General features: G+C 45.1%; 25 protein-coding genes and 1 riboswitch. Of the genes, 22 read left to right on the forward strand and 3 right to left on the reverse strand.

The features are described from left to right. The first annotated feature begins 20 nt into the window (after positions 1-20). The 21 genes from NSQ58_RS14520 (at position 21) to NSQ58_RS14620 (ending at position 20,090) form a co-directional block, all read left to right on the forward strand. Positions 21-359 (forward strand): cyclic-phosphate processing receiver domain-containing protein, encoded by a 339-nt coding sequence (locus NSQ58_RS14520; RefSeq protein ID WP_025724126.1) that lies wholly within the window; start codon positions 21-23, stop codon positions 357-359. Further along, on the forward strand, positions 356-670 hold the full coding sequence (locus NSQ58_RS14525) for a thioredoxin family protein (protein WP_341057632.1): 315 nt from the start codon (positions 356-358) through the stop codon (positions 668-670). Before NSQ58_RS14520 ends, NSQ58_RS14525 begins: the two co-directional genes overlap by 4 nt. Continuing rightward, positions 667-1,440: an ABC transporter ATP-binding protein gene (locus NSQ58_RS14530; RefSeq protein ID WP_341057633.1), complete on the forward strand. Its 774-nt coding sequence runs from the start codon at positions 667-669 to the stop codon at positions 1,438-1,440. Before NSQ58_RS14525 ends, NSQ58_RS14530 begins: the two co-directional genes overlap by 4 nt. A gap of 22 nt (positions 1,441-1,462) precedes the next feature. Next, on the forward strand, positions 1,463-2,521 hold the full coding sequence (locus NSQ58_RS14535) for an SAM-dependent methyltransferase (protein ID WP_075155058.1): 1,059 nt from the start codon (positions 1,463-1,465) through the stop codon (positions 2,519-2,521). A 181-nt stretch (positions 2,522-2,702) separates the two neighbouring features. After that, the gene (locus NSQ58_RS14540) at positions 2,703-4,196 is read left to right on the forward strand and encodes a serine/threonine-protein kinase (protein ID WP_341057792.1); all 1,494 of its coding nucleotides are present in this window, start codon (positions 2,703-2,705) and stop codon (positions 4,194-4,196) included. Positions 4,197-4,235: 39 nt separating this feature from the next. Further along, positions 4,236-5,222 (forward strand): SAF domain-containing protein, encoded by a 987-nt coding sequence (locus tag NSQ58_RS14545; RefSeq protein ID WP_028541722.1) that lies wholly within the window; start codon positions 4,236-4,238, stop codon positions 5,220-5,222. 22 nt (positions 5,223-5,244) lie between these two features. Further along, complete coding sequence (locus tag NSQ58_RS14550) at positions 5,245-5,958, forward strand: hypothetical protein (protein WP_028541721.1); 714 nt, start codon at positions 5,245-5,247, stop codon at positions 5,956-5,958. Then, positions 5,955-6,812 (forward strand): hypothetical protein, encoded by an 858-nt coding sequence (locus NSQ58_RS14555; protein WP_028541720.1) that lies wholly within the window; start codon positions 5,955-5,957, stop codon positions 6,810-6,812. Before NSQ58_RS14550 ends, NSQ58_RS14555 begins: the two co-directional genes overlap by 4 nt. Next, the gene (locus tag NSQ58_RS14560; protein WP_341057634.1) at positions 6,813-8,648 is read left to right on the forward strand and encodes an ATPase, T2SS/T4P/T4SS family; all 1,836 of its coding nucleotides are present in this window, start codon (positions 6,813-6,815) and stop codon (positions 8,646-8,648) included. Continuing rightward, the gene (locus NSQ58_RS14565) at positions 8,638-10,722 is read left to right on the forward strand and encodes a hypothetical protein (protein WP_341057635.1); all 2,085 of its coding nucleotides are present in this window, start codon (positions 8,638-8,640) and stop codon (positions 10,720-10,722) included. The genes NSQ58_RS14560 and NSQ58_RS14565 overlap by 11 nt, the downstream gene beginning before the upstream one ends. A gap of 51 nt (positions 10,723-10,773) precedes the next feature. Next, positions 10,774-11,253: a hypothetical protein gene (locus NSQ58_RS14570; RefSeq protein WP_023988985.1), complete on the forward strand. Its 480-nt coding sequence runs from the start codon at positions 10,774-10,776 to the stop codon at positions 11,251-11,253. 40 nt (positions 11,254-11,293) lie between these two features. Then, positions 11,294-11,689: a hypothetical protein gene (locus NSQ58_RS14575; protein ID WP_341057636.1), complete on the forward strand. Its 396-nt coding sequence runs from the start codon at positions 11,294-11,296 to the stop codon at positions 11,687-11,689. A gap of 1 nt (position 11,690) precedes the next feature. Continuing rightward, the gene (locus tag NSQ58_RS14580) at positions 11,691-12,245 is read left to right on the forward strand and encodes a hypothetical protein (protein WP_053325604.1); all 555 of its coding nucleotides are present in this window, start codon (positions 11,691-11,693) and stop codon (positions 12,243-12,245) included. Further along, positions 12,232-13,221: a hypothetical protein gene (locus tag NSQ58_RS14585; protein ID WP_053325603.1), complete on the forward strand. Its 990-nt coding sequence runs from the start codon at positions 12,232-12,234 to the stop codon at positions 13,219-13,221. Before NSQ58_RS14580 ends, NSQ58_RS14585 begins: the two co-directional genes overlap by 14 nt. Before the next feature lie 183 nt (positions 13,222-13,404). Then, positions 13,405-14,958, forward strand: a complete 1,554-nt coding sequence (locus tag NSQ58_RS14590) for an ABC-F family ATP-binding cassette domain-containing protein (RefSeq protein ID WP_023988981.1) — start codon at positions 13,405-13,407, stop codon at positions 14,956-14,958. Positions 14,959-15,051: 93 nt separating this feature from the next. Further along, positions 15,052-15,160, forward strand: a riboswitch (TPP riboswitch). A 264-nt stretch (positions 15,161-15,424) separates the two neighbouring features. Then, positions 15,425-16,018, forward strand: coding sequence for a thiamine phosphate synthase (locus tag NSQ58_RS14595; protein WP_053325602.1), 594 nt, complete (start codon positions 15,425-15,427; stop codon positions 16,016-16,018). Between the two features lie 64 nt (positions 16,019-16,082). Continuing rightward, entirely contained in the window at positions 16,083-17,231 is a 1,149-nt protein-coding gene (gene thiO / locus NSQ58_RS14600) for a glycine oxidase ThiO (protein ID WP_339200236.1), read from the forward strand. Next, complete coding sequence (gene thiS / locus NSQ58_RS14605) at positions 17,228-17,431, forward strand: sulfur carrier protein ThiS (protein ID WP_013310519.1); 204 nt, start codon at positions 17,228-17,230, stop codon at positions 17,429-17,431. The genes thiO and thiS overlap by 4 nt, the downstream gene beginning before the upstream one ends. 2 nt (positions 17,432-17,433) lie before the next feature. Beyond that, positions 17,434-18,201, forward strand: a complete 768-nt coding sequence (locus NSQ58_RS14610) for a thiazole synthase (RefSeq protein ID WP_076159169.1) — start codon at positions 17,434-17,436, stop codon at positions 18,199-18,201. Continuing rightward, positions 18,198-19,259 (forward strand): ThiF family adenylyltransferase, encoded by a 1,062-nt coding sequence (locus tag NSQ58_RS14615; protein WP_341057637.1) that lies wholly within the window; start codon positions 18,198-18,200, stop codon positions 19,257-19,259. Before NSQ58_RS14610 ends, NSQ58_RS14615 begins: the two co-directional genes overlap by 4 nt. 138 nt (positions 19,260-19,397) lie before the next feature. Next, positions 19,398-20,090: a response regulator transcription factor gene (locus NSQ58_RS14620; RefSeq protein ID WP_023988976.1), complete on the forward strand. Its 693-nt coding sequence runs from the start codon at positions 19,398-19,400 to the stop codon at positions 20,088-20,090. Between the two features lie 65 nt (positions 20,091-20,155). On the opposite strand, the gene NSQ58_RS14625 is transcribed toward NSQ58_RS14620, so the two are convergent. Next, positions 20,156-20,653: a C40 family peptidase gene (locus NSQ58_RS14625; protein WP_028541710.1), complete on the reverse strand. Its 498-nt coding sequence runs from the start codon at positions 20,651-20,653 to the stop codon at positions 20,156-20,158. Between the two features lie 280 nt (positions 20,654-20,933). Further along, on the reverse strand, positions 20,934-21,575 hold the full coding sequence (locus NSQ58_RS14630; protein WP_341057638.1) for a thiamine diphosphokinase: 642 nt from the start codon (positions 21,573-21,575) through the stop codon (positions 20,934-20,936). A 148-nt stretch (positions 21,576-21,723) separates the two neighbouring features. On the opposite strand from NSQ58_RS14630, the gene NSQ58_RS14635 reads away from it, so the two are divergent. Beyond that, positions 21,724-22,188, forward strand: a complete 465-nt coding sequence (locus tag NSQ58_RS14635; protein WP_023988973.1) for a low molecular weight protein-tyrosine-phosphatase — start codon at positions 21,724-21,726, stop codon at positions 22,186-22,188. Between the two features lie 144 nt (positions 22,189-22,332). On the opposite strand, the gene NSQ58_RS14640 is transcribed toward NSQ58_RS14635, so the two are convergent. After that, entirely contained in the window at positions 22,333-23,067 is a 735-nt protein-coding gene (locus NSQ58_RS14640; RefSeq protein WP_316243783.1) for an alpha/beta hydrolase, read from the reverse strand. Positions 23,068-23,164 lie beyond the last annotated feature (97 nt).

A 23,164-nucleotide genomic window follows, 5' to 3' on the forward strand; every position in this document is an offset into this window, starting at 1 on the left:
GGAAAAAGGAGGAGAAGTTGATGTATTTGTTTATGGACGATTATCGGCCTTGTCCTCCGGGCTTTAAGCTGGCAAGAGATGCGGATGAGTGTCTGCTGCTACTTCATGAATACCCTATTTCAATACTATCGCTAGATTATGATTTGGGTCCAGGTCAGCCTACGGGAAAGGATGTGGCTGCTGCTATCGCAGGGAAACGGTTATATCCACGTGAAATTTACTTGCATTCCTCCAGTCCAGAGGGGCGGCGAGCCATGTACGAGCTACTCTATGCGAATAAGCCAGAGGGAGTCACCGTGCATAACGGGCCCATACCAGAGGAACGTATGCGAGAGATCAGAAAAGGGTCTGAACGATGAAAGAGATCGGACAAAAAGAGGTGCGCCGTGCCATATGGGAGGGATGCAAGCTGGCTTTGTTTGTGTACACTCCCATGTGTGGAACATGCGCGGCTGCCCGTAAAATGCTGGAGGTAGCAGAGTATTTGCTCCCTGAAGATGCAGTGGTGCAGAGCAACATTAACTATATTCCTGAACTGGTACAGGAGTACCGGATATCCAGTGTTCCCGCGCTTATTATATATAATGGTGAAAACAAAAATCCTGAAATCATCTACAAAATGGAATCTGTAGAACACTTGCTGAGCAAAATAAGGAGCGTGATGGAATGATATCCATGAAGAGCATTACGTTGCAGCGGGAAGAAAGACGGATTTTGGACGATGTAAGCCTGGACATACGAGAAGGTGAACATTGGGCTATTCTGGGTCGCAATGGTTCCGGTAAAACAACATTGCTGGAAATGATGACAGGGTATATGTTTCCAAGTCGTGGTACGATTGAAGTGCTTGGGCAAATGTATGGTCAATGTGATGTGCGGGAAGTTCGCAAACAAATCGGATATATCAGCCAGACTTTGTTGGAAAAGCTGGCGCTAAAAGATCCCGTTTGGGAAGTGGTCGCTACAGGTGCGTATGCTTTTTTGCGCTTCTATCAGGAAATTCCGACAGAGGCAAAAGAAAAGGCCATATCTTTGCTGAAGGGTATGAATTTAGGGGACTTGATTCATCACCCGCTGGGGACGTTATCTCAAGGAGAACGTAAAAAGGTGATGCTGGCCCGCTCACTGATGGCAGAACCTCGTCTGCTAATTATGGACGAGCCTTGTGCCGGGTTGGATCTATTTGAGCGGGAAAAAATGCTGGTCGAGATTGATCGGCTCCGCAAGCGGGAGTTATCAGTGGTCTATGTGACTCATCACATTGAGGAGATTGTCCCCCTCTTTACGCATGTTGCATTGATTCGTGATGGTAAGGTCGCAGCAGCTGGCCCGAAAAAGGAAGTTTTAACGAAAGAATTGATTATGCACACATATGAAGTTCCGGTTGAGCTGGATTGGGATGGAGAACGCCCCTGGATTCGGGTGTGCACTGGAGGGTAATGTTATTTTGGAGGAACTATATATCAGTACAGATGAACAAAGTGAATCTACTTTGTCATCATCAAGATTTGTTTGTACAGCCAATCACGGTTTTGCACCCTATGCTCAAGAGGAGCTTAGAAGAATATTTGGCTCTGTTAAAAGCACGATGCTTTTACCTGGTGAAATTTTTCTGGCTACATTACCTGCGGAAGAAATTGAGGCAGTGAGGACAATTACAGGTCAGCCGCCGATGTTTTTACGTCACTTATTTCCTGTTCATTTTCAGGAAGAAGGAACGGACCTGGTTCAGGTACAGGAGCGTCTGGTTGCATTCATCCGTAACCGCAAGGAACTGATTGATCAACGTGTTTCTTTACAAGTGCGCAAAGGATCTAATAGCAGTTGGATTGAAAGCGCAGGTGCGCTCAAGCAGGCTTTGAGTGAACAATTAAGTGATCTACCTATGGAGCAGACAGTACAAGGCGCCGATGTTATTGTGTCCGTTTTTGCAGATACAGATACGTGGTATGCAGGTGTATCGCGTCCTGAGGACAATCTATCGGATTGGAGCGGAGGCGCGGTTCGTTTTCAAAAAGAAGATGGACAAATTTCTCGTGCCAAATTCAAGCTATTGGAAGCAGAAGCAACGTTCGGCATAGATTTTGCCGCTTTCCATCAGGGACTGGATATTGGGGCAGCACCGGGTGGATGGACTTCCTTCTTACTGGAACGGGGACTGAAAGTTACAGCGGTTGATCCGGCAAAGATGGAGCCATCACTGATGAAGTACGCCAATCTGACTTTTTTGCGTAAAAATGCAAGTGAAGTCAAATTTAAAGAGAATTCGTTCGATCTGCTGGTTTGTGATATGAGCTGGAGTCCTAAGCAAATGGCAAGGCTCGTTACTGATTTACTATATAGTTTGCGAAGTGGTGGTACTGCTATCGTTACGGTCAAGCTAATGCATAAAAAGCCCTTGGCGCTCATTCATGATGTAATTGCTTCATTTGAAGAGTCCGGCATGCAGATTCAGCGAGCTAAGCAGCTATTCCATAACCGAGATGAGATCACCCTGTACATGATCAAGTATGGAAAATAATACTTTACAATGGATACAGGTGTGCTATATAATAAATCCAAATTGTTCCTTAAAAAATAATAATCACGTTTAAATCAAGGGAAAGCATCCCGCGAAAACGGTTTTCATGACGACATGGAAATTTGATTTTGCGGCAGCTTTCCCTTTTTTGCGTTGTCTGCTTGAGAAAGGAGGTAGGAGAATAATGAAGCAACCATCACAGTTGGAATTCGGATCAATTATCGGTGAGCGGTACCGTATTGTTCGCACATTGGGTTCGGGAGGAATGAGCCGTGTGTTCATGGCAGAGGATTTAAAACTGCCAGGCAAGCAATGGGCGGTGAAGGAGTCGGTTGCCGGGCCACAAGTTATGAAGCTTGTACGCACGGAGGCAGAGATGCTGATTTCGCTAAGCCATCCACGTTTACCGAGAATTGTTGATTTTTTTGAGCATCCTCCATCTGGTGCGATATATCTGGTCATGGATTACATCGAAGGAATTACGCTGGAAGCATACATGAAGGGCTACCAAGGCTATATTCCACAGGAGCAAATCGTCCCATTCGCTTTGCAGGTACTGGATGTGTTGGACTATTTGCATACCCGTCAACCGCCAGTCATTTACCGGGATCTGAAACCAACGAATATTATGCTGACTCCGGAAATGGAATTTATACTGATTGATTTTGGAATAGCGAGGAGCTATAAGGCTGAGCTGGATCAAGATACGGTAAAGCTGGGCACAGTGGGCTTCGCTGCTCCGGAGCAATATGGAGCTGGTCAGACGGATGCTCGTTCAGACTTATACAGTTTGGGAGCGCTGCTATTGTATCTTTGTACAGGAGGCAAATATAGCGAGTGGACTGCGGGAGTAGAAGGGTATATTCGCGGAGAATTGCCCCGCCATTTGATCCCAGTGATTCGAAAACTGCTGCGTCAGCATCCTGAGGAACGATTTCAATCTGCCGGGGAGGTCATTGGAGAACTGCGGCGCAGTGCTGATTTTCAGCCTGCTCAACAAGGAATATCCGTTAATGATGCCTCAATGGATTATGCAGGTACAAGGGTAGTGGCTGTACTGGGTGTATCTGCCGGCTCCGGTGCTACGCATACAGCAATTGCGGTGAGCCACTATCTGGCTCGAAGGTCCCGCTCCGTAGCTTTGGTTGAGCTGCACAGCACAGCCAAAGCATTTGCCCGACTTCAAGAAGTCGTAGAAGGCACATCTGTTGGACAATCGAGTTCAAGTCGGCGTTTTGAAGTCGATGGAGTACATTACTGGCGACAAACATCTCGTGCGGATGTCATTTCTTTGTTGGGTGGTTCCTATAGATTTATCGTACTGGACCTGGGGAGTGGGCAGGACAATGAACGACTGGAAGAATTCTTGAGAGCCGATTATCCGCTCGTCGTTGGCTCAGGGGCCGAATGGAGAGTTCAGGATATAGCAGGGTTAGCCCGATCTCTTCAGCGCCATCCACAGCACAAATGGAATTACTGCTTGCCATTGGCAACCTCGGAGGCGGCCCGCAGGCTTCGTAAGGAGCTGGATCACGATAAAGTATTTGCTCTACCGTTCCACTCAGACCCCTTCGAACCGGATGATGAGATGGATCAGGTGTTGGACGAGCTGTTTCGCGGAGTCATTCCAGATACCCGGAGAAGACGCTTCGTATTCCTTAAGCGACGGCGCTAGATAGAAGGTATATATCAAAAGAGGCAGGGGAGAAGTTGTGTGTCCAAGCTAAGAAAAAGCAGTAAACAAAAACTATACGCCGGTTGCATTGGCGCTGGGATTGTTGGCATTATCTTTGCCGGCTACCTTATGGTTAATATCCATCAAATGAATGAGGTTAGGAAACAGGCTGAGGTAGAGGCAGAACTGAAATGGAAAGTGTATGAACAGGAGCAACGAACCGCGAAAAAAGGCTGGGTGGTTGTCCGTGACATTTCTCCAGGTGAACAGATTGCATCTAATGATTTGAAGGGAATTAAAGTTCCCGGTTCTCAGGCTCCATCAAATTTGCTGGCAGATAAAAGTGAAGTTTCCGGAACCACAGCCAAGATTGAGCTTAAAAAAGGATCTGTGCTTACATCGGCTATGATAACTGCTGATGAACCCATACCTAAAGATTTACGCAACCGTGAGCTAAAGGTGGTGGTACTACCCAACAGCCTGAAGTCGGGGGACGAAGTGGATATTCGCATTCAATTTCCAACAGGTCAGGATTACATTCTATTATCCAAAAAGAAGATTTCCCGACTGGAAGGTCCAATTGTCTGGGTCACTTTGAATGAGCAGGAAATATTATCGCTTTCGAGCGCGATTGTTGATGCCTATCTGCATAAAGCATCCATTTATGCTCTGACATATGTCGATCCCCAATTTCAGCCCAAAGCAATCCCGACCTATCCGCCTAATGCGCAGGTGTTAGCGTTAATGAATAGTGATCCAAATTTGATACACATTGCTGAACAAAAGCTGTCCAAGCAGCTGCGGGATTCCCTTGAAAATGCAATTAATTCATCAAACAGTGTGATTTCAACACCTGTGGAAAGGAGTCTGAGTGAGGAAATTGCAGCTCAGCATGCGGGTGCTACTATAGAAAACCCAGCAAGCGGAATTGATGATACAAGAAATGAATATGAGAACGAGCAGGATCATCAAGAACAAACAAAGATTCTGACGCAGGACGGAAGCTCTGATCCGTATGCCAAATAAATGAGAGAAAAGGAACGGAAGTATGAAAACATGGATATTTGCCGGGCTTTGTGACAAAAGCGATACCTTGTTATACATCAGCAGCATATTAGCAGCTTCCGGCCAACAGGTACTGCTTGTAGATGCTACGTTGCGGGGACGGTATCGGTATAGCATAGGGATGCTTGACAAACCACTTCCCATTACGCAGTTTAGTGGTTTTGATGTAGCAATTGGATTTACAGCATGGGAAGACCTGCATATAGGTATGACGGCTGATCAGAAGGCAGAGCAGGCTTATGACATTGTTATTTTGGATGTAGAGTTACCTGATTTTTGCCCAATTTCTGTTTGGAAAAGGGCAGAACTGCGAGTTTGGGTCAGTGATTATAGCCGCATGCTAATGCATAACGGACAGAATTGGCTTGAGCATTTATTCAGTCAACCTGAATTTCCTAAAGATCTTGTATTTCACAAGCTTTTTTTACAGGCTGTGGATTGTGGTGTGGAGGAGCCGTACTTGTGGGAATACATGAACCATTTCCCAGCTTCTTGGCAGCAAGAGCCATATGTACTGCCATGGGATGAGGGGCTGCTTGCTCTGAAACTGGAAAATGAGCATAAAAAACAGCTACTACTAAAACCGCTATCCAGAATGTATAAGAAACAATTATGCCGTTGTATTGGGGAATGGATGAGTTGGGAATTAAAAGTGAGTCGTCGTGCGCTAAAGCGTGCGGAAAGGAGTAGAGCATGAGTACCATTTTGTTTTGGAGCCCCATTAAAGGGGCTAGTGGAAGTAGCTCTTTGGCGGCAGCAATAGCAATTACCATAGGCAATCTATATCGAGGAAGACTATTATTGACTCATTTGGGTCGTAAATATACCGGTATTGAATCAGGATTACCTATACAAGAGTATGGTATGGACGATCCAACCCTACAGCTTCAGGAAGGGGGCTGGGATGCTGCCGCACGTTTAGTTCTGCGAGGGACACTGTCTAAAGAAAATATTCGTAATTATACGACGCCTGTACTCGAACATACTTTGGATGTACTTGAGGGAACCTCCAGCTTTGGAGCTGCACCGCCGTTACTATCTCCAGGGCTTGTACGGGCAGTAATAGATACAGCGAATCAATATTATGATTTAACGCTGATTGATGCAGGAAGTGGAGCAGGGTGGGGGGCTGTACAGCATGAAGCATGTGCACGAGCCAAACTGGCCGTTCTTTCACTCACTCAGAATATGCGAGAGTTAGACGCTTATTTTGAATCTGTGTCTCCGTTATCTACCTATTCATCGTTACCCTTATTGATTGTACTTGGGAAATATGATGTGCATTCTCAAGTGAATGAAACGAATATTCGCAGGAGATATGGCTACAAAGGTGCTTTGTATACAGTCCCTTATAGCACCGGATTTATGGACGCATGGAACCGCAGGGATGTGATCGGCCATGTGCAGCGTGAGGTGCGAAGTGGAAAAGAGCAGCACCGCAAGCTTTTTATGCCCGTGAGATGGGCGCAGAGTATACGGCATATCGGCAAAGCTATTCTGGAGGCGGCAGAGTCCGATCTTCGGCTCAAGGCTTTGGAGAGGGGCGCTTAAATGCTGTCCGCTCAAATGATCAACGGATTGATTCTTACCTGTATAGTACTGATGTGCATCGTACTGATTATTGTTAAATACCGAGGGAATCTTCACTCGCGACATTCAACCCTTCGGGTAGAAAAAAAGAACGAAGATGCCACATTCGAAACATTAATAGAGTATATCAAAAATGCACTTCATGAACTAAGTCATAGCCAGATGGCGGATGCCGGATTGCATGAAGAGGAATATAGACGGCGTATCCATCAAAGGGCGGAACTACGCAGGGCGTTAAAGGACTGTGCCAATGGCAGCATGGGTGATAAACGTTTTGTTAAAAATCTGATGGCTGAGCTTCTGATTAACGGTTACGGCTTAAACGAGAAAATTGTCGATATTGTTATGCCATTCTCCCGACCTGAGTTGTTTAGCATACAGGATCAATTCGAAATTATATTTTACCAATACCAGCAGAAGTTTGGCGCTGATGCACTATCACGTTTACTGGATACTTATGACTTGGCCGAAATGAGGTATTCACAGCAAGGTGAAGAAGATGGAAGTTATCTTGTTACCGCAGAGGATATTCGTTATATCTATGACTGTGAGTACCGCCCTCTTTCCTTTTTGGAGAAAGTGGATATTATTGTCCAGCGGATTTATCAGCATTACAAAGGCTTTTCCGTCATTGATGATATTCGTGACCAGCGGATCGACGGTGTAAGTGGGGGCGTCAGTGGTATGCCGGAAGGTGGGATTCCTGCATCATCAGACTGGCCTTCGGATAGGTATGTATTTGAACAAACATCTGCGCCTACTGCCAATGGTTATGAGAGCGTATGGATCTTTTATAAAGGTAAAACTATCCATCTTTCGTTCCTTTCCTTCGGATCTGAGCGTGAACTTAAAAGGGTGTGCCAAAATATTTATAAATACAATTACCCGGGACAGCTTTCCGAAGCGAATGGTTATAAGGTCAACGAAATGAAGGATGGGTCACGGGTAGTGGTGGTGCGCCCTCCTTTCTCAGAATCGTGGGCTTTCTTTGTCCGTAAATTCGATATTCAAAGCGCATCGCTGGAACAGTTAATTAAGGGACAGAATGCTGATTTTCCAATCCAGTTACTTTCTTATTTAATGAAAGGCAGCCGGATTACTGCTATTACAGGCGCGCAGGGTTCAGGTAAGACGACGTTGTTAATGGCGATGGTCAAGCATATTTATGCTTCGTATACGCTTCGTGTTCAAGAAATGGCCTTTGAACTGCATCTACGCAGCATTTACAGTCGCCGTAACATTCTTACCTTTCGAGAAACGGACCATATTTCAGGACAACAAGGGCTTGACTTGCAGAAAAAAACAGATGGAACCGTTAATATCCTAGGCGAAGTAGCAAGTGATGAAGTAGCTGCTTGGATGATTCAAATGTCGCAGGTTGCCAGTCTGTTCACCATTTTTACTCATCATGCCAAAACATTTCGTGATCTCGTGTTTTCACTTCGTAATTCATTGCTCAAAACAGGAGTATTTCAGCATGAAGGCATCGCTGAGGAACAGGTAGTTCATGTCATTAACTTTGATGTGCATCTCAAACGTGATGCGGAAGGGCGACGCTACATCGAACGGATCACAGAATGTGTGCCGCGTGACCCGGATCATACGGATGCAGGCTCCAATGTTTCAACGAGCTATAGTTATCGCCACATTATGGAATATCGGAACGGAAGCTATATACCGATGGAGCCCCTTACTGCCAAAAGTGCAAAAGAAATGTGTGAGCAGATGAATGTAAAGGATGCCAGAGATTTCCGCAGTTTTTTGACCCGCTATTGGGAGGAAGACTATGAGTCTTAAAGAAATTTTATTATGGATTTTACTAATATCAGGTGGTGGCTTTGCGCTTCTATATATAGTTTTGTGGGGGTTGCGTAAGCGAAGTAGTCATGCAGTTCGCAGAGGACGAATTCATTCTGTTCAGGAAGGTCGCAAAGGAAAAGCGGTACTTCAACGTGAGCTGCAAGCCTTACTGCATAAGTTGTACACGCTGTGTATGAAGGTGCCTTTTTTATCTGGATACATCACAAGTGTACGTAAGCGACTAGCTGGTCAGCATGCCTACGATGAGTACAAGCTTCGCCTACAGACCATGAAGATGACGCTGTTCATCTGGGGGGCTTTTACTTGCAGTGGCGTTGTGCTGGTCATGATGAAGCCAGGAATAGAGTTTGCTATATTGGCTGTTTTATGCGGAGTGGTAATCAACAGTCTTATTTTGGATATGGCCATTAGCCGGATGGAAAAAAGGCTACTTGCACAGATGATCGAATTATTCGCCAATGTACGTCATTATTACCATCAGCACGGTATGGTGGAGGAAGCCATATCCGAAGCGGCCGATTTAGCGGAGGCAGAGGCTGGGAGACACGCACGACTCATCCATGAGGCGCTAACAGATGTTGATCCGCACGAAGCATTGGAAAGATACTATGAGTCGGCTCCTAATCGATTTTTAAAAGCTTTTGCCGGTATCTCATATATGGTAATGGAGTTTGGTGACCGGGTTGATGAGGGGGGCTCCATTTATTTGAAGGGGCTCGGCAGTCTCGCACGCGAAATCCAGTTGGAGTTGCTGCGAAGAAATAAACTGGACTATCTGTTAAAAAGTCTAAACGTGATCGCACTGGCACCTGTTTTCTTTACGACCCCAATCGAGACATGGGCGAGATCCAGCTTTCCATCCATGGATGAGTTTTATCAGGGAAAATTGGGTTATATAACGAAATTGTCCGTTTATATTGTGATAATCGTATCTTATTTCCTGTTACAGAAACTGCAACAGACCGATGAGACAGGATATCGTGCGGGCAGAGGCCGGAGGGTTTGGGAGCAGAAGCTATACCGTTTTCCCATCATTCGTAATGTGGTGGATTCTTTAATTCCGCGTCAGCATATGTCTTCTTATTTCCAAATAACCCGTCTATTAAAGGAAAGTGGTGCGGAGGTTAAGCTGGAGTGGCTCTACATACGCAGAATGGCTCTTTTTATCGTAGGATTGGTGCTCAGCATCAGTACGATATTTTTTTTACATGAAGCTGAGAAAACGCATATCCTTCACGCCCCAGTACAATCAGGTCAAATGTTTGGACGTTTAAGTCCGGTGGAGCAAAAAGAAGCTTCGAAGCAGAGTGAGATTGATCGCAAAATCATGCATTCGCTGAACATGAGGGCGAACAGCACATACGAACAAACGTACGTTGTTTTAGAGCATAATGCTAATGGAACTGCTACTCCTGAACAGCTATCCACAAATACTCGGCGTATCCTCCAAAAGCTGAAAGATTGGAATGATGAATACATCAAGTGGTGGGAAGTACTGATTAGTTTGATTGTTGGGTATGTAGCCTATCAAATGCCTATGCTTTTATTATATTTGCAACGAAAAATGCGTCGGTTGGATATGAGGCATGAGGTGTATCAATTTCAAACGGTTATTTCCATTTTACGGGTTATGGAACGAATGTCTGTCGAGGAGATATTGGAGTGGCTGAACAGATTTTCAGTTATATTCAAAAGACCTCTGCAAAAATGTTTGCTTCATTATGAACACGGGCCAGAGGCAGCTCTCGACTTGCTAAAAGAAGAGGCACCTTTGCCGGAATTTCAACGTCTAGTGGACAAGCTCCATTTGTCTTTGGGTAAAATTACGATTCGAGAGGCCTTCGATGATTTGGAATCCCATATGTCCTACTATTTCGAACAAAGAAAACAGGAGTATGAAAAAATAATAGACAGCAAGGCTATCTGGGGAAGGATGATTGGTTTTGCCCCGATGTATGGTCTTATCTTTTTATATTTGGTGATTCCGTTGATCGGTATGAGCTTTGTTCAAATGGATAACTATTATGAGCAAATACAAAAAATTCAGTAAAAAAGTTCTATTATGACTAATACAAAATAACAAGCTGAGGAGAGAAAAACAATGAATAACGCATCAACAGCTTTAAAGGTAGCCGCTGGGATATTTTTGACCATCGCTCTAATTACGATTGTAGTTATACTGTTTATTTCAGCCCAGGAGGCGACTAAAACGGCACAAAACAATTTTGCTGATATCCAGACCGAATTGTCGCAAGCCTCTTTTACGGTATATGATGGCACAACCATTAGCGGTTCCCAGGTGACCAATGCGCTGCGGAAGTTTCAGGGGAAGGACCAATTCGGCATTCAGATTAAAACCGGCAAAAATATGGCAGGCCAGTGGTACGGTAATGCTCTGAACATTAGCCCAGACAGTGAACAGTATGGCGCCGTGAATGGCGGCAGTGATAAGACTGGGAAAATCACGAATACGCTTAATGAGAAAGAGAATGAATACGTAAATCCAAGTGGCAAATTCAAGGCTGAAATCGTCAAGGACAAATCGAACGTTGTCCGTGGATTGTTGTTTACCCAGTCCTAAGCACTACAGTAAAGATAATAATCATAGGGGGGATGAGAGTATGTCTGATCACGCTTCAAGCATGCTGCGGCTTGGTGTGTCAGTTATTCTGTTCATAACCGCATGTGTAACGGCAGCAGACTTGTCCAGCCAGCTGGATGGTGCACTGGAATTAAGATCACAGCAGGAGGAGCATTCTGAAGGGCGAATAGCCCGTACTGCTGGGGTGGGGTTGCCGGAACGGATAAAAGGAACTCAGGTAATGCAGGCAATTCGCATGAACTTACAGGAGGGGATTTCGATTGATGTCGACGGAACAGAGTACGATGCGTATTCTGAACCGTTTGAGCCTGATGTATCGACCTTGGATGCTTCTTCTTTATATTCCATATACCCACAGCGTAATGGGAATGGGGACATAACATCTGTACGTTTTGAGAAATTGGAGGAGGAATGAAGTGGTTCAAACAATATCCAAGCTGTTGGGGGCACTGCTCGCTGTATTGCTTTTGTACATCGTACCCGCAGCTCAAGCTGCTGAACGGCAGGATGATATATCCGGGTTAAATACATATCATTCAACTGTACGTTTTGTTGATATGGTAAGAACCAAAGGTTACATTACACCGACGATGTATAACGATTTTATGCGTGATCTGGAATTGACAGGCAATATCTACGAAGTTGACTTGGAGCATATGCACAAAAAGTATGTACCGGACTATGCAGATGCCGCGAAGCCAGACAGTTTTCTGGGCAATTATGAAACTGTATATGATGGGTACTATAATCCGCAAATCTTACCTGTACTGTTTCCTGACAATCAGCAGCCAAAATCAGATCAGCTACGTCGGTATACCTTGATGGCCGGGGATTATTTTACGGTCCGGCTACATAATACGAATCGGACTCCTGCGGACTTGTACAAATCATGGCTTCTCGGTGGGGCAGATAGCGGAAAGCCGGCAGTTACAGCTTCTTACGGGGGCATGGTTCTGAATGAAGATTACTGATTTTGCAGTCATATTTATACTTTTGTTTTTGCCCTTTGGTGTAGTTAGTGACTTACGGGTCCAGAATCAGCGTGAAGTGCAGCAGCTAGAAATGAAATATACGTCGGCTCTCCGTACCGCAGTTCAGGATGCGGGGGTTATGCTCTCACAGAATGAACGTCAAGAACGCGAGGCCGGATACGGATCGGATAAGTTTTTTCGTGTAGATAAAGAAGCAGCGCTGCACACGTTCCTGCACACCCTTTTTCTTAATGTAGGCATTGATGGGGATATAGTAGCACAACGTGCATTATTGGATTACATACCAGCCATTGTAATTCTAGATTATGACGGTTATTATGCGTTCACTTCAGAAGCCTATACCGACGAGCATGGACAAGCTGCCATAGGTCCCAAATGGAGCGAAAAAAAGCCATATGCCTATGTTGATTCAGTAGGCAACAGTGTGGGGTTCACCTTGGATAATTATGTGCACGCATATGATGCGCGGAATCACAGGTGGGTGGAGGGCTTTCAAAAGGAACTTCAGGACCAGACCCCTATATCTTTACTGAATAATTCAGAAACTTTTGAGCAAATACGTCGTTCCACCATCGTTCGCAGCGTCCAAGAGGACCTGGCGCGAATTATTAATGTCCATAACGAAAAAGCTGCACGTAACGGCATAACTTATACGTTCACGCTACCGCTCATTCCGCAAGAGGAGTGGTACAACACAGTAGATGATGTGGGTCTGATCGCGTTTATCCAAGGCATTCCGGTCGGAGACAGGTATTACAATAACTATGGATTTGGTGGTGGGAGAGTCGTTAGAAAGCAAGACATTATAGGCGGCATAGAACCAGATACTGGGATGAAATATTTTTATAGAGATTCATGTCCAGCTCCCTTTAAAGCGAGTGAACGTTTTGCGGATGAAAAATCTGCAGCAGCTGCGGGATACTTTGAGTACAAATGTTATAATGGCTTAAAATAATCACCTTCATGGGTGGTTTTTCTTTTTTTAGGCAGATCCATATCAAAAACCTTAAAAATCGCTGTTTTCCATATTCCGATATGGTTGCAGAATGTGCTACAATAAAGCTTTGAAAGAAACGAAATGCATATGAAATAAGAACAGTCGGCAGCGCCGATGACAATAAGGAGCCAAAAACAGCTTATGAGTTTATTGACTGTAGAAAATGTATCTCACAACTTTGGGGACCGCGCATTATTTAAAAATGTTTCCTTTCGATTGCTTGCGGGGGAACGTGTAGGTTTGGTAGGAGCTAACGGTGTCGGTAAATCGACACTCATGAACATTCTGACTGGAAAATTGCTTAAGGATGAGGGTAAAGTGGAATGGACTCCACGTGTACGTTACGGCTATCTGGATCAGCATACCAAGCTGACACCGGGCAAAACGGTACGTGATGTTTTGAAAGACGCTTTTCTTCCTCTGTTGGAATTGGAAAAGGAAATGATGCAGATTACTGACAAGATGGGGGATGCTTCTCCTGAAGAGTTGGAAGTGCTGCTGGAACAGATGGGTGAAATTCAGGAGCAACTGGATATGGGGGATTTTTACCTCATTGATGTGAAGGTTGAAGAAATGGCGAATGGACTAGGTCTGTCGGCCATAGGACTGGATCGGGATGTATCTGCACTTAGCGGTGGGCAACGGACAAAGGTGCTTCTTGCTAAGTTGCTGTTGGAAAAGCCAAATGTCCTGCTGCTGGATGAGCCTACCAACTATTTGGATGTAGAGCATATTGAATGGCTTACGCGCTATTTGAAGGATTATCCCTATGCTTTTATTCTTATTTCACATGATACTGAGTTTATGAACCAGGTCGTTAATGTTATTTACCATCTTGAATTTGCCAAGATGACCCGTTATTCAGCTAACTATGAAAAGTTTCTTGAAATGGCGGATCTGAACAAAGCTCAGCATATTGATGCTTATGAGAAGCAACAGGACTTTATTAAGAAACAGGAAGATTTTATTCAGCGTAATAAAGCGCGTGCCTCTACATCAGGCCGAGCAAAGAGCCGTGAAAAGCAACTTGATCGGATCGAACGTATAGATAAGCCTGAAGAAGCTGCGAAGCCAACCTTTCAATTCAAAGAAGCACGTGCAAGCGGAAAGACGGTATTTGAGGGTATTGATTTTGAGATTGGTTATACGCATGCCCTTTTGCCTAAAATGTCCATGACGATTGAACGTGGCGAAAAGATTGCTATTGTTGGCTACAACGGTGTCGGTAAATCGACATTGCTCAAAACCATATTGGGAAAAATACCGCCAATCAGTGGAAAAACCTATCAAGGTGATTTTTTGCAGCCCGCTTATTTTGAGCAGGAAGTAAAGGCGGAGAAAATTACACCGATTGACGATGTGTGGAATGAATTCCCACATTTGAACCAGCATGAAGTACGAGCGCATTTGGCGCGTTGCGGTTTAAAGAATGAGCATATCACGCGTCCGCTATCTGCGCTCAGTGGTGGAGAACAGGCTAAAGTCCGTCTTTGCAAACTGTTAATGCGTGAAAGCAACTGGGTACTGTTCGATGAGCCTACCAACCACTTGGATGTTAAAGCTAAGGATGAGCTGAAACGTGCCTTGAAGGAATACAAAGGGACCGTATTGCTTGTATCTCACGAACCGGACTTTTACGAGGATTGGGTAACCAAAACGTGGAATGTGGAAGAGTGGTCAAGTAAAGTTAACTAACATCAACTAAATCCAATTCTGCATATTTCACACGAAGTGGGGTTTGCAGAATTAGGAAAATATGCTAAGCTATCTTTAGCTTATACAATAAAATAGTCACACTAGGGGAGCCGCCCATGCGGCTGAGACGGAATAAATGGATTTCGGACCCTTTGCACCTGATCTGGGTTATGCCAGCGTAGGGAAGTGAGCGCCGTACAAACAAGGCAACACCATCTTATTTTTGTTTGTGCGTGGGACGATACACGTATACGGATATCATTGTCCGTTCGATTATTGGACGTTCGTTAAACCACTTCCTTGGGGAAGTGGTTTTTTTGCGTTTCGTTCACTTTAAGTTGTTCGAGCTTCCGTAGACGATTCACATACAATCCCCTTTCATTACTGCTGGTAGACGTGGCTGACTAAGCTTAGATCCATTAGTCCAATGTGAGGTGAAGACAAAATCGAATTACACGCAATTTCGATGGAAAAGGGCACTTTTGCACAAGCAGCCCAAGTGGCTGCTGTGATTTGTCCGTATGTTCATTATGTACACGCGCGTTTAAAACAGAATGGTGCCTCTGCATTGCTTTCTTTGACTCGCAGCATGGTGGAGCAGGGAGTTTCTTTGCAACAAATTGTAGTAAATGATCGTGTGGATGTAGCTTTACTTACTTTGGTTGGAGCCGTCCAGCTACCAGCTAATGGATTACCTGTAGCGGATGTGAAAAGCCTGCTTCCAAAGGGTACACGCTGTGGAGTATCTGTGCATTCCTTGGAGGAGGCGCAGACTGCCGAGCGGGCAGGAGCGGACTATGTACTTTATGGTCACGTATATGAGACCCATTGTAAGCCCGGTATTGTACCGCGGGGTTTAGCTCAGCTTGAACATATTTGCAGGCTGTCGAACATTCCGGTGATCGCGCTGGGCGGCATACAACCGCACCATATCCCGGAGCTTTATAGGGCCGGAGCAAGCGGAATTGCGGTGATGTCTGGTATATGGAAGGCTGAGTCGCCCGTTGCAGCTGCGATGGAATATAGGCGAATGGCAGATCTTGTAGTTCACAGCCTGTAGCGAGAAAACGAGAGTAGAGGCAAGCTGAAAGCAGAATGGTTTATGGAGAGGAGACACGAAACAAATGCCAAAGATACACACAGAGGCAAGAGCGATAGGACACGCTGAATGCTTGGTCATAGGTGGAGGTGTCATCGGCAGTTCCATTGCTTATCATGTGGCCAAGGAGGGAAGAAGTACGATCTTGCTGGAACGATTGATCCCGGGTGAGGGAGCCTCAGGAGCAGCGGTTGGAATGCTGGCAGCGGAAAGTGAAGAGTTCACCGACTCTGAGCTGGCACGATTTGCTCGCATAAGTCGAGACGCATTCCCTGAGCTTGTCTGTGATCTGGAGCGTTTGTCGGGTATTTCGGTGGAATTCCGTACAGAAGGATTTGTGACCCCTTTCCGTACGGAAACTGAAGGCCAAAAACGCTGGAAAGCTGCTAAAACGCGAGAGGATGATTGTCCTATCTGGTGGGATGCGAGGGAATTGGCCCGACGAATTCCAGGTTTGGATGAACAAGCGATCGGGGCAATATATCGTTCAAAGGAGACACAAGTGGCTCCTGTCCAGCTTTGCCGTGCTTATGCAGGTGCTGCTGCGGTGCTGGGGGCAACGGTATGGTCTGGTACACAGGCAGAGCAACTGGTCATACAGAATGGTCGAGTTTGCGGTGTTCGAACACATAGTGGCTTTTTTTCCTGCGATCAGGTCATTATTGCTGGAGGCTTGGATAGCATGAAATTGCTAGCGCAGGTTGGATTTGAATATCCACTTTATCCGGTCAAGGGCGAAGCGGTAGCGGTCTCCTTGAAGGATCACCCGTTAGAATACACCATTTATGCTGATGATATTTACCTCGTGCCTAAACAGAATAACGAGCTTTGGATTGGGGCAACGAGCCTTCCGCATCAATATGACGAAGAGGTGACCGTAGGAGGCTTGGAGGGGTTGCTGGCACGTGCCTCTGCTTGGCTGCCGCGCGTCCGTGAAGCTTCTTTTATACGCACTTGGGCGGGCTTACGTCCGCAGGCCGCATCAGGTCATCCTTTTATAGGCACTGTCCCTGGGGTCGAGGGCGTATATGCTGCCGTCGGGCATTATCGCAACGGTGTCCTGCTGAGTGATGCTACCGGGCGTGCGCTGGCAGCTATGCTTAATGGGGCTGGTGCAGCTGAACTTGGGATAAGTAGATTTTCTTCTGAGCTCCTCAAGGAGGAAAGCTTATGAAGCTGACGATTAACGGCCAGAGCCTGACCTTTTCTAATCGAATCACTCATGTGGATCAATTGCTACATGAGCTTGATGTAAAGGTGAAAACTGTAGTGGTAGAGCTGAATCGGCGTATATTGACCCGTGAAGATCATGATGAAGCAGTACTGAAGGATGGAGATTGCCTAGAGATTGTACATTTTGTGGGAGGCGGTTGATCATGTTAACCATTGGAAAAGCATCTTTTACCTCAAGGTTGTTGTTGGGAACAGGAAAATTCACTGATCTGGATATCCAATCCCAAGCCGTAGAGGCTGCTGAGACGGAAATATTGACGTTTGCTGTACGGAGATTGAACTTGGAGGAACGGGATAAGCAGCATTTTCTCGATATGCTGGATTTGAGCCGATATACACTTCTTCCCAACACAGCAGGGGCTACAACAGCAGAGGAGGCCATTCGTATTGCCCAATTGGCAAAAGCCTCCGGCTTGTGCGATATGATTAAGGTGGAAGTCATTGGGGATAGCAAGACACTGCTGCCTGACCCTTTTGAAACGTTGAAAGCTAGTGAAAAGCTGTTAGAAGAAGGCTTTATCGTGCTGCCCTACATATCGGACGATGTGATTCTAGCCAAGAGGCTACAAGAGCTTGGAGTACACGCCGTTATGCCTGGAGCTTCACCGATTGGTACAGGACATGGTTTGCTCAATCCGTTTTCATTAGAGCTAATTATTGAACAGGCGGAGGTCCCGGTTATTGTCGATGCGGGTATTCGCTCACCCAGTGACGCGGCAATGGCTATGCAGTTGGGGGCAGATGCTGTTTTGTTGAACACAGCCGTATCAGGAGCGAAGAACCCAGTAAAAATGGCTGAGGCCATGAAACTGGCTGTTCGTGCTGGAAGATATGGTTTTGAGGCGGGGATGATTCCTGTAAAACGTTACGCTTCAGCGAGCAGTCCGACAGAAGGCATGATTCAGGCATGAAGGTATCTGACAAATCCGGTGCAGGAGGAACACATCCAAGTGACCGTTATTCCAGACAAGAAAGATTCACACCCTTTGGACCGACAGGACAACGTCGGCTTGCTTCCTCTCACGTATTAATCATAGGTGTTGGAGCGCTAGGCACAGGTATTGCGGAAACACTTGTTCGCGGGGGCGTAGGTACAGTGAGCCTCGTAGACCGGGACTATGTGGAATGGAGCAATTTGCAGCGCCAACAGCTTTTTCAGGAAAGTGATGCTGCGCAAAGATGTCCCAAAGCAGTAGCTGCTCAGCGAAGATTAAAGGATATTAATTCGGAAACGGTTATACATGCACATGTACTGGATGTTAGGGTGGAAGAGCTGGAAGAGTTGATCCAGGGGGTAGATCTCGTAATGGATGCAACCGATAATTTCGATACCCGACTTCTTATGAATGACATGGCACTAAAGCATCGGATTCCTTGGATTTATGGGGGATGTGTGGGCAGCTATGGTGTAACCTACACCATTTTACCGGGTCAAACGCCTTGTCTTCACTGTCTGCTGGGAACTGTGCCGTTTGGTGGTGAAACCTGTGATAGCGCCGGGATTATTCCGCAGGCCGTACAGATGGTCACGGCTAACCAAACTACGGAAGCTTTCAAACTTCTGGGTGGATATCCAGAAGATTTGAGAGGAAAGCTGCTTTCGTTTGATTTGTGGAAAAATGAGTATGTAGCGATAGCAGTAGATAGCGTTAAAAAGGAGAATTGTCCTTCTTGCGGCAACCAACCGACGTATCCCTACTTGTCGGCCTCTCATCGGCAGAAAACAGATGTTTTGTGCGGCAGGGATACCGTTCAAATTAGACCAGCAAACCCGACACATCTGAATCTTGCGGAAATAGCAGATAGATTTGCTTCTTTGGGAGAAGGAGAAGTAGAGCAGAATCCGTTTTTGGTTTCCTTTAGTACAAGCGAGCATCGCTTGGTTGTTTTTGCAGATGGCAGAGCGTTGATCCATGGGACAAAGGACGTGGCAAAAGCAAGAAGTCTGTATCATCGCTATTTGGGTTAAACCATAAAAGCAGAAAGCCATTCTTTGGAGAATGATTTTCTGCTTTTTTGTTACAATAATATTAATATGCTTTAATGGCTTATAACAAACTTGTTCGTATCCAATGTAATGCTATGTCCAAACCAGGTGGGTGAAAAGATGAGCCCGTTAATTTTACTTGTGGATGTAAATGAAGCGTCTCCCGTAATTGTTCTTCCATTGGAGCAGGCAGGTTATCAGGTGGTACATGTTAGCAATACATCGGATGCAAGCTCTTATGCAGCCCACAATCCGGTGAATTTGCTACTCCTGAACATAGGAGATGAACAGGCGGATACACAAGGCTTGATTCGCATTTTGCAGCAAAACCATCCTCATGTCCCGCTATTTGCAATGACTTCATCAGATGAGGAGGACCATATTGTTTCCTGCTTTGAACAAGGGGCACATGATGTGATCGTTCTTCCCTTTTATCCTAGAGTTTTTCAGGCAAGAGTGGCTAATTTATTGCGGATTTTTGGTATTGAACGTGATGTGAAAAGGGCGATCGAAGCGGGTGATTTACATATAGACAATGCAAGCAGAATGGTGAGCAGAGGGGGACAAAAACTGGAACTAACTCCGAAAGAATTTGATCTTTTGCTTCATCTGGCGATACATCTTAACCAAGTTTGTAGCAGGCAGCAAATTCTGAAGGATGTTTGGAAACATGATTATATCGTTGATACGAACGTAGTAGACGTCTATATCAGACATTTGAGGGTTAAAGTAGATAAAGGGTATAAGTTTAAAATGATCCGTACGGAACGAGGTATTGGTTATTCACTCAGAACACCAACCGTATCAGAATAGCATAAGGTATATAAAAAAGCCGGAACTTTTCGTCCCGGCTCGCATATTTCAAAATGAGTTTCATACTACAGCACGCGGCGTGCTTTAATGTATGTTCTTTTCCAGTTGCCGGAGTTCAAATCGGAGATGGTCACGCCAGGTCCGCCGTAAGTGTGTAAAATTTTCCCCCCGCCCATATAGACTGCTACGTGGGTAATGTTGCGTCCTGTGGCACGGCTACCGCTTGAAAAGAACACTAAGTCACCTTTTTTCAAATTGGACTTGGATACGGCATGTCCGACTTTAGACTGTTGAACAGAAGTACGTGGCAAATCCACTCCGTATTTCTTGAATATGTGCTTCATGAAAGAAGAACAGTCAAAATTACGTGTAGTGCTCGTGGAAGCTCCAAACTTATAAGGAGTTCCCATATATTTTTCACCGTAGTTAATTACTTTTTGGCCTACTGAAGTAGTAGTGGCAGCTTGTGCCGTATTTGTTCCCTCAATTGCAAAAGTACCAAAGCCGATAGTGGCTGCGACCCCTGCTATAATTACCTTTTTTATGATTTTCTGCATATTCATGTTGTAAGTACCTCCAGAAATTGATTTGTGCAATATTTTGCTGAGTTGCTAACTAACTGACAGCGTTGAGTATAACAGTTTTGAAACCGCCTAATAGTTGGAAAAGAACTCTCAAATGCTTGAGGGACAAGACTTACACAGCGTTTATTAAAAAACGATTAAAAATTACAATTTGTAAAAAATATATCGATTCATAGATCTCTATAAACGGAAAAACCCTTGTTAATCAAGGGTTTTGAGTGAAAGAACAATCTGAACAATGGTTACAACAATGTCATAATTAATCCTTGCTTTGAATAACGAGTAGTAGACCGCTTTTGATGGAAATCGTACCTTTTGAAGCCGTTAGCTTATTACTGACAGCACGCGATTGTCCCATTTTGAGGGTGGCATTATGTAGCGGGTACATAAATCCTTCCAGTTGTATACCTGTTACTTCGGCAGTCATAGGAAGCAGCGATGTATATGTATAGCCCATAGGCTGGATCTCAAGCGTTGATCCGGTGAGCTCAATATAATTATGTGCGTCCATAATAGCGCAGCTAATATGATGCTGCATTGCGCGTACCAATATTTGAACATTAGCTAATGTGTGATCCATCCGGGTGCCAGTCACACCAAGCAACAATACATGATCTACGTGCTCGTCCATAGCGATTTCCAAAGCAAGCTCAGTATCTGTTAAGTCTTTAAGTACTGGATCACACGCAATCATACGTTGGCTTGCTAATTCTACCTTTTCTTTTTCCTCTGGTGTGATCGAATCAAAATCTCCTACAGAGACATGTGGTGTAATACCGTGTTCGATCAGGAAAAGAGCACCTTTATCTGCACCTATAATAAAATCATCGGGTTGTATTTGAAGTAAATCTTCTTCATTAAGTCGACCGCCTGAAAATACAATCGCTCGTTTTTTTGTCATAATCAACATCCTTTCTTTCTGATACGATCCTATATATACCATCGTTTTTAAGTATACCGCGTTAAATATGGCTTGCACAATTTTGGAGGACACGGATACAATGAAACAGAAAAAAGGAAGTGTAACGTGTAATAGGAAGGAGAACGAAATGATTAACGTTTTGTTTGTATGTTTGGGCAATATTTGCCGCTCTCCGATGGGGGAGGCGATACTGAGACATAAGGCGCAGGAACGGGGATTGGGTGCAGAAATCGGGGTAGACTCGGCCGGGACAGGCGACTGGCACATCGGAAATCCCCCGCATGAGGGAACACTAAAGCAACTTAAGCTGCATGGAATCAGCGAACAAGGCATACAGGCGAGGCAAGTAACGGGCCGCGATTTTGACGCGTTTGATTATATTGTGTGCATGGATGACTCCAATGAACAAAACATGCGTAAGATTGCAGGTGGGGCGGAGGCTGATATTCTAAAATTTATGGATTTGCTCCCTCAAGAAAAATTAAGAGAAGTACCCGACCCGTATTTTACAGGGAATTTTGAAGAGACCTATCGATTAATGGACGCAGGGTGCGACGCCTTGCTGGACAAGATCATAGAAGAAAAGCTATAATGTGAACGAAAGATGACGGCAATAATTGCCGTTTTTCGTCATACATTTTTGAAAGCGTAACCAAATTGTGAAAAAGAGGAAGGAGCTTTATGACCTATTAGGTCAATGCTCTCATTCCCCTTAGTTACCTGGAAGAATATTTACTCAGGCGCGATCCAAAAAATACATTAGCGCGTCAGGCAACTCGTTTTGCCAAAAGCCCCACAAATGTTTGCCATCCTTTTCACGGTAAGAAACTTCAGCGTTCCGTTCGCGCAGCAAATCTGCACATTGACGGTTAAGCTCTACAAAGTTGTAAATGCCAGTATCACTCTCAAATGCATCTTCCTGAAGGCCAACTGTCATCCACACCCGCAAATGAGACAGATCTTTCTCACGGGCGATGATTTCCTGCGAAGCTTCATAGTAAGCACCTGAGAGGCTGATAATGCGGTTGAACAGCTGAGGATACATCAAAGCCAAATGCAGAGACACACTGCCTCCTAGTGAATCCCCCGCCAAAATGCGGGACGCTGCATCTTTTCTTATAGGATACTTTTGCTCTACATAGGGAATAATCTCTTCTGCAAAACAGGCTGTATACGCCTCAAAACGATTGCCAAAGGGAGCATACTCCTGAGTTCTGATTTTGGTATTCACTTCCACTCCTACAATAATGAAGGGTTCGACGCCCTCATCTAAAATGAGGCGGTTGGCGTGAGTTGCAATGCGGCCAAAATTGAAAAATTCTTCTCCGTCCTGACAGTACACGACCGGGTAGCTCAATATTTCATTATAGCCCGGCGGCAAATAAATCCGGAGAGTTCTGGTCTCGCCAAGAAAGCGGCTACCTACTTCGTCTTTAAGGATGGTTCGTTTTAAATACCGAGAATCCGTCATTTTTCGTCACCTTTCTTGGGTATTATTTTGCATTCGGGATCACAATAAGTTAAGATTACCCTGATTGCAATAGATGTTTAAAATTTCAATCATGTAC

Source organism: Paenibacillus sp. FSL M7-0134, from assembly GCF_038007865.1.
GTDB lineage: Bacteria > Bacillota > Bacilli > Paenibacillales > Paenibacillaceae > Paenibacillus > Paenibacillus polymyxa_B.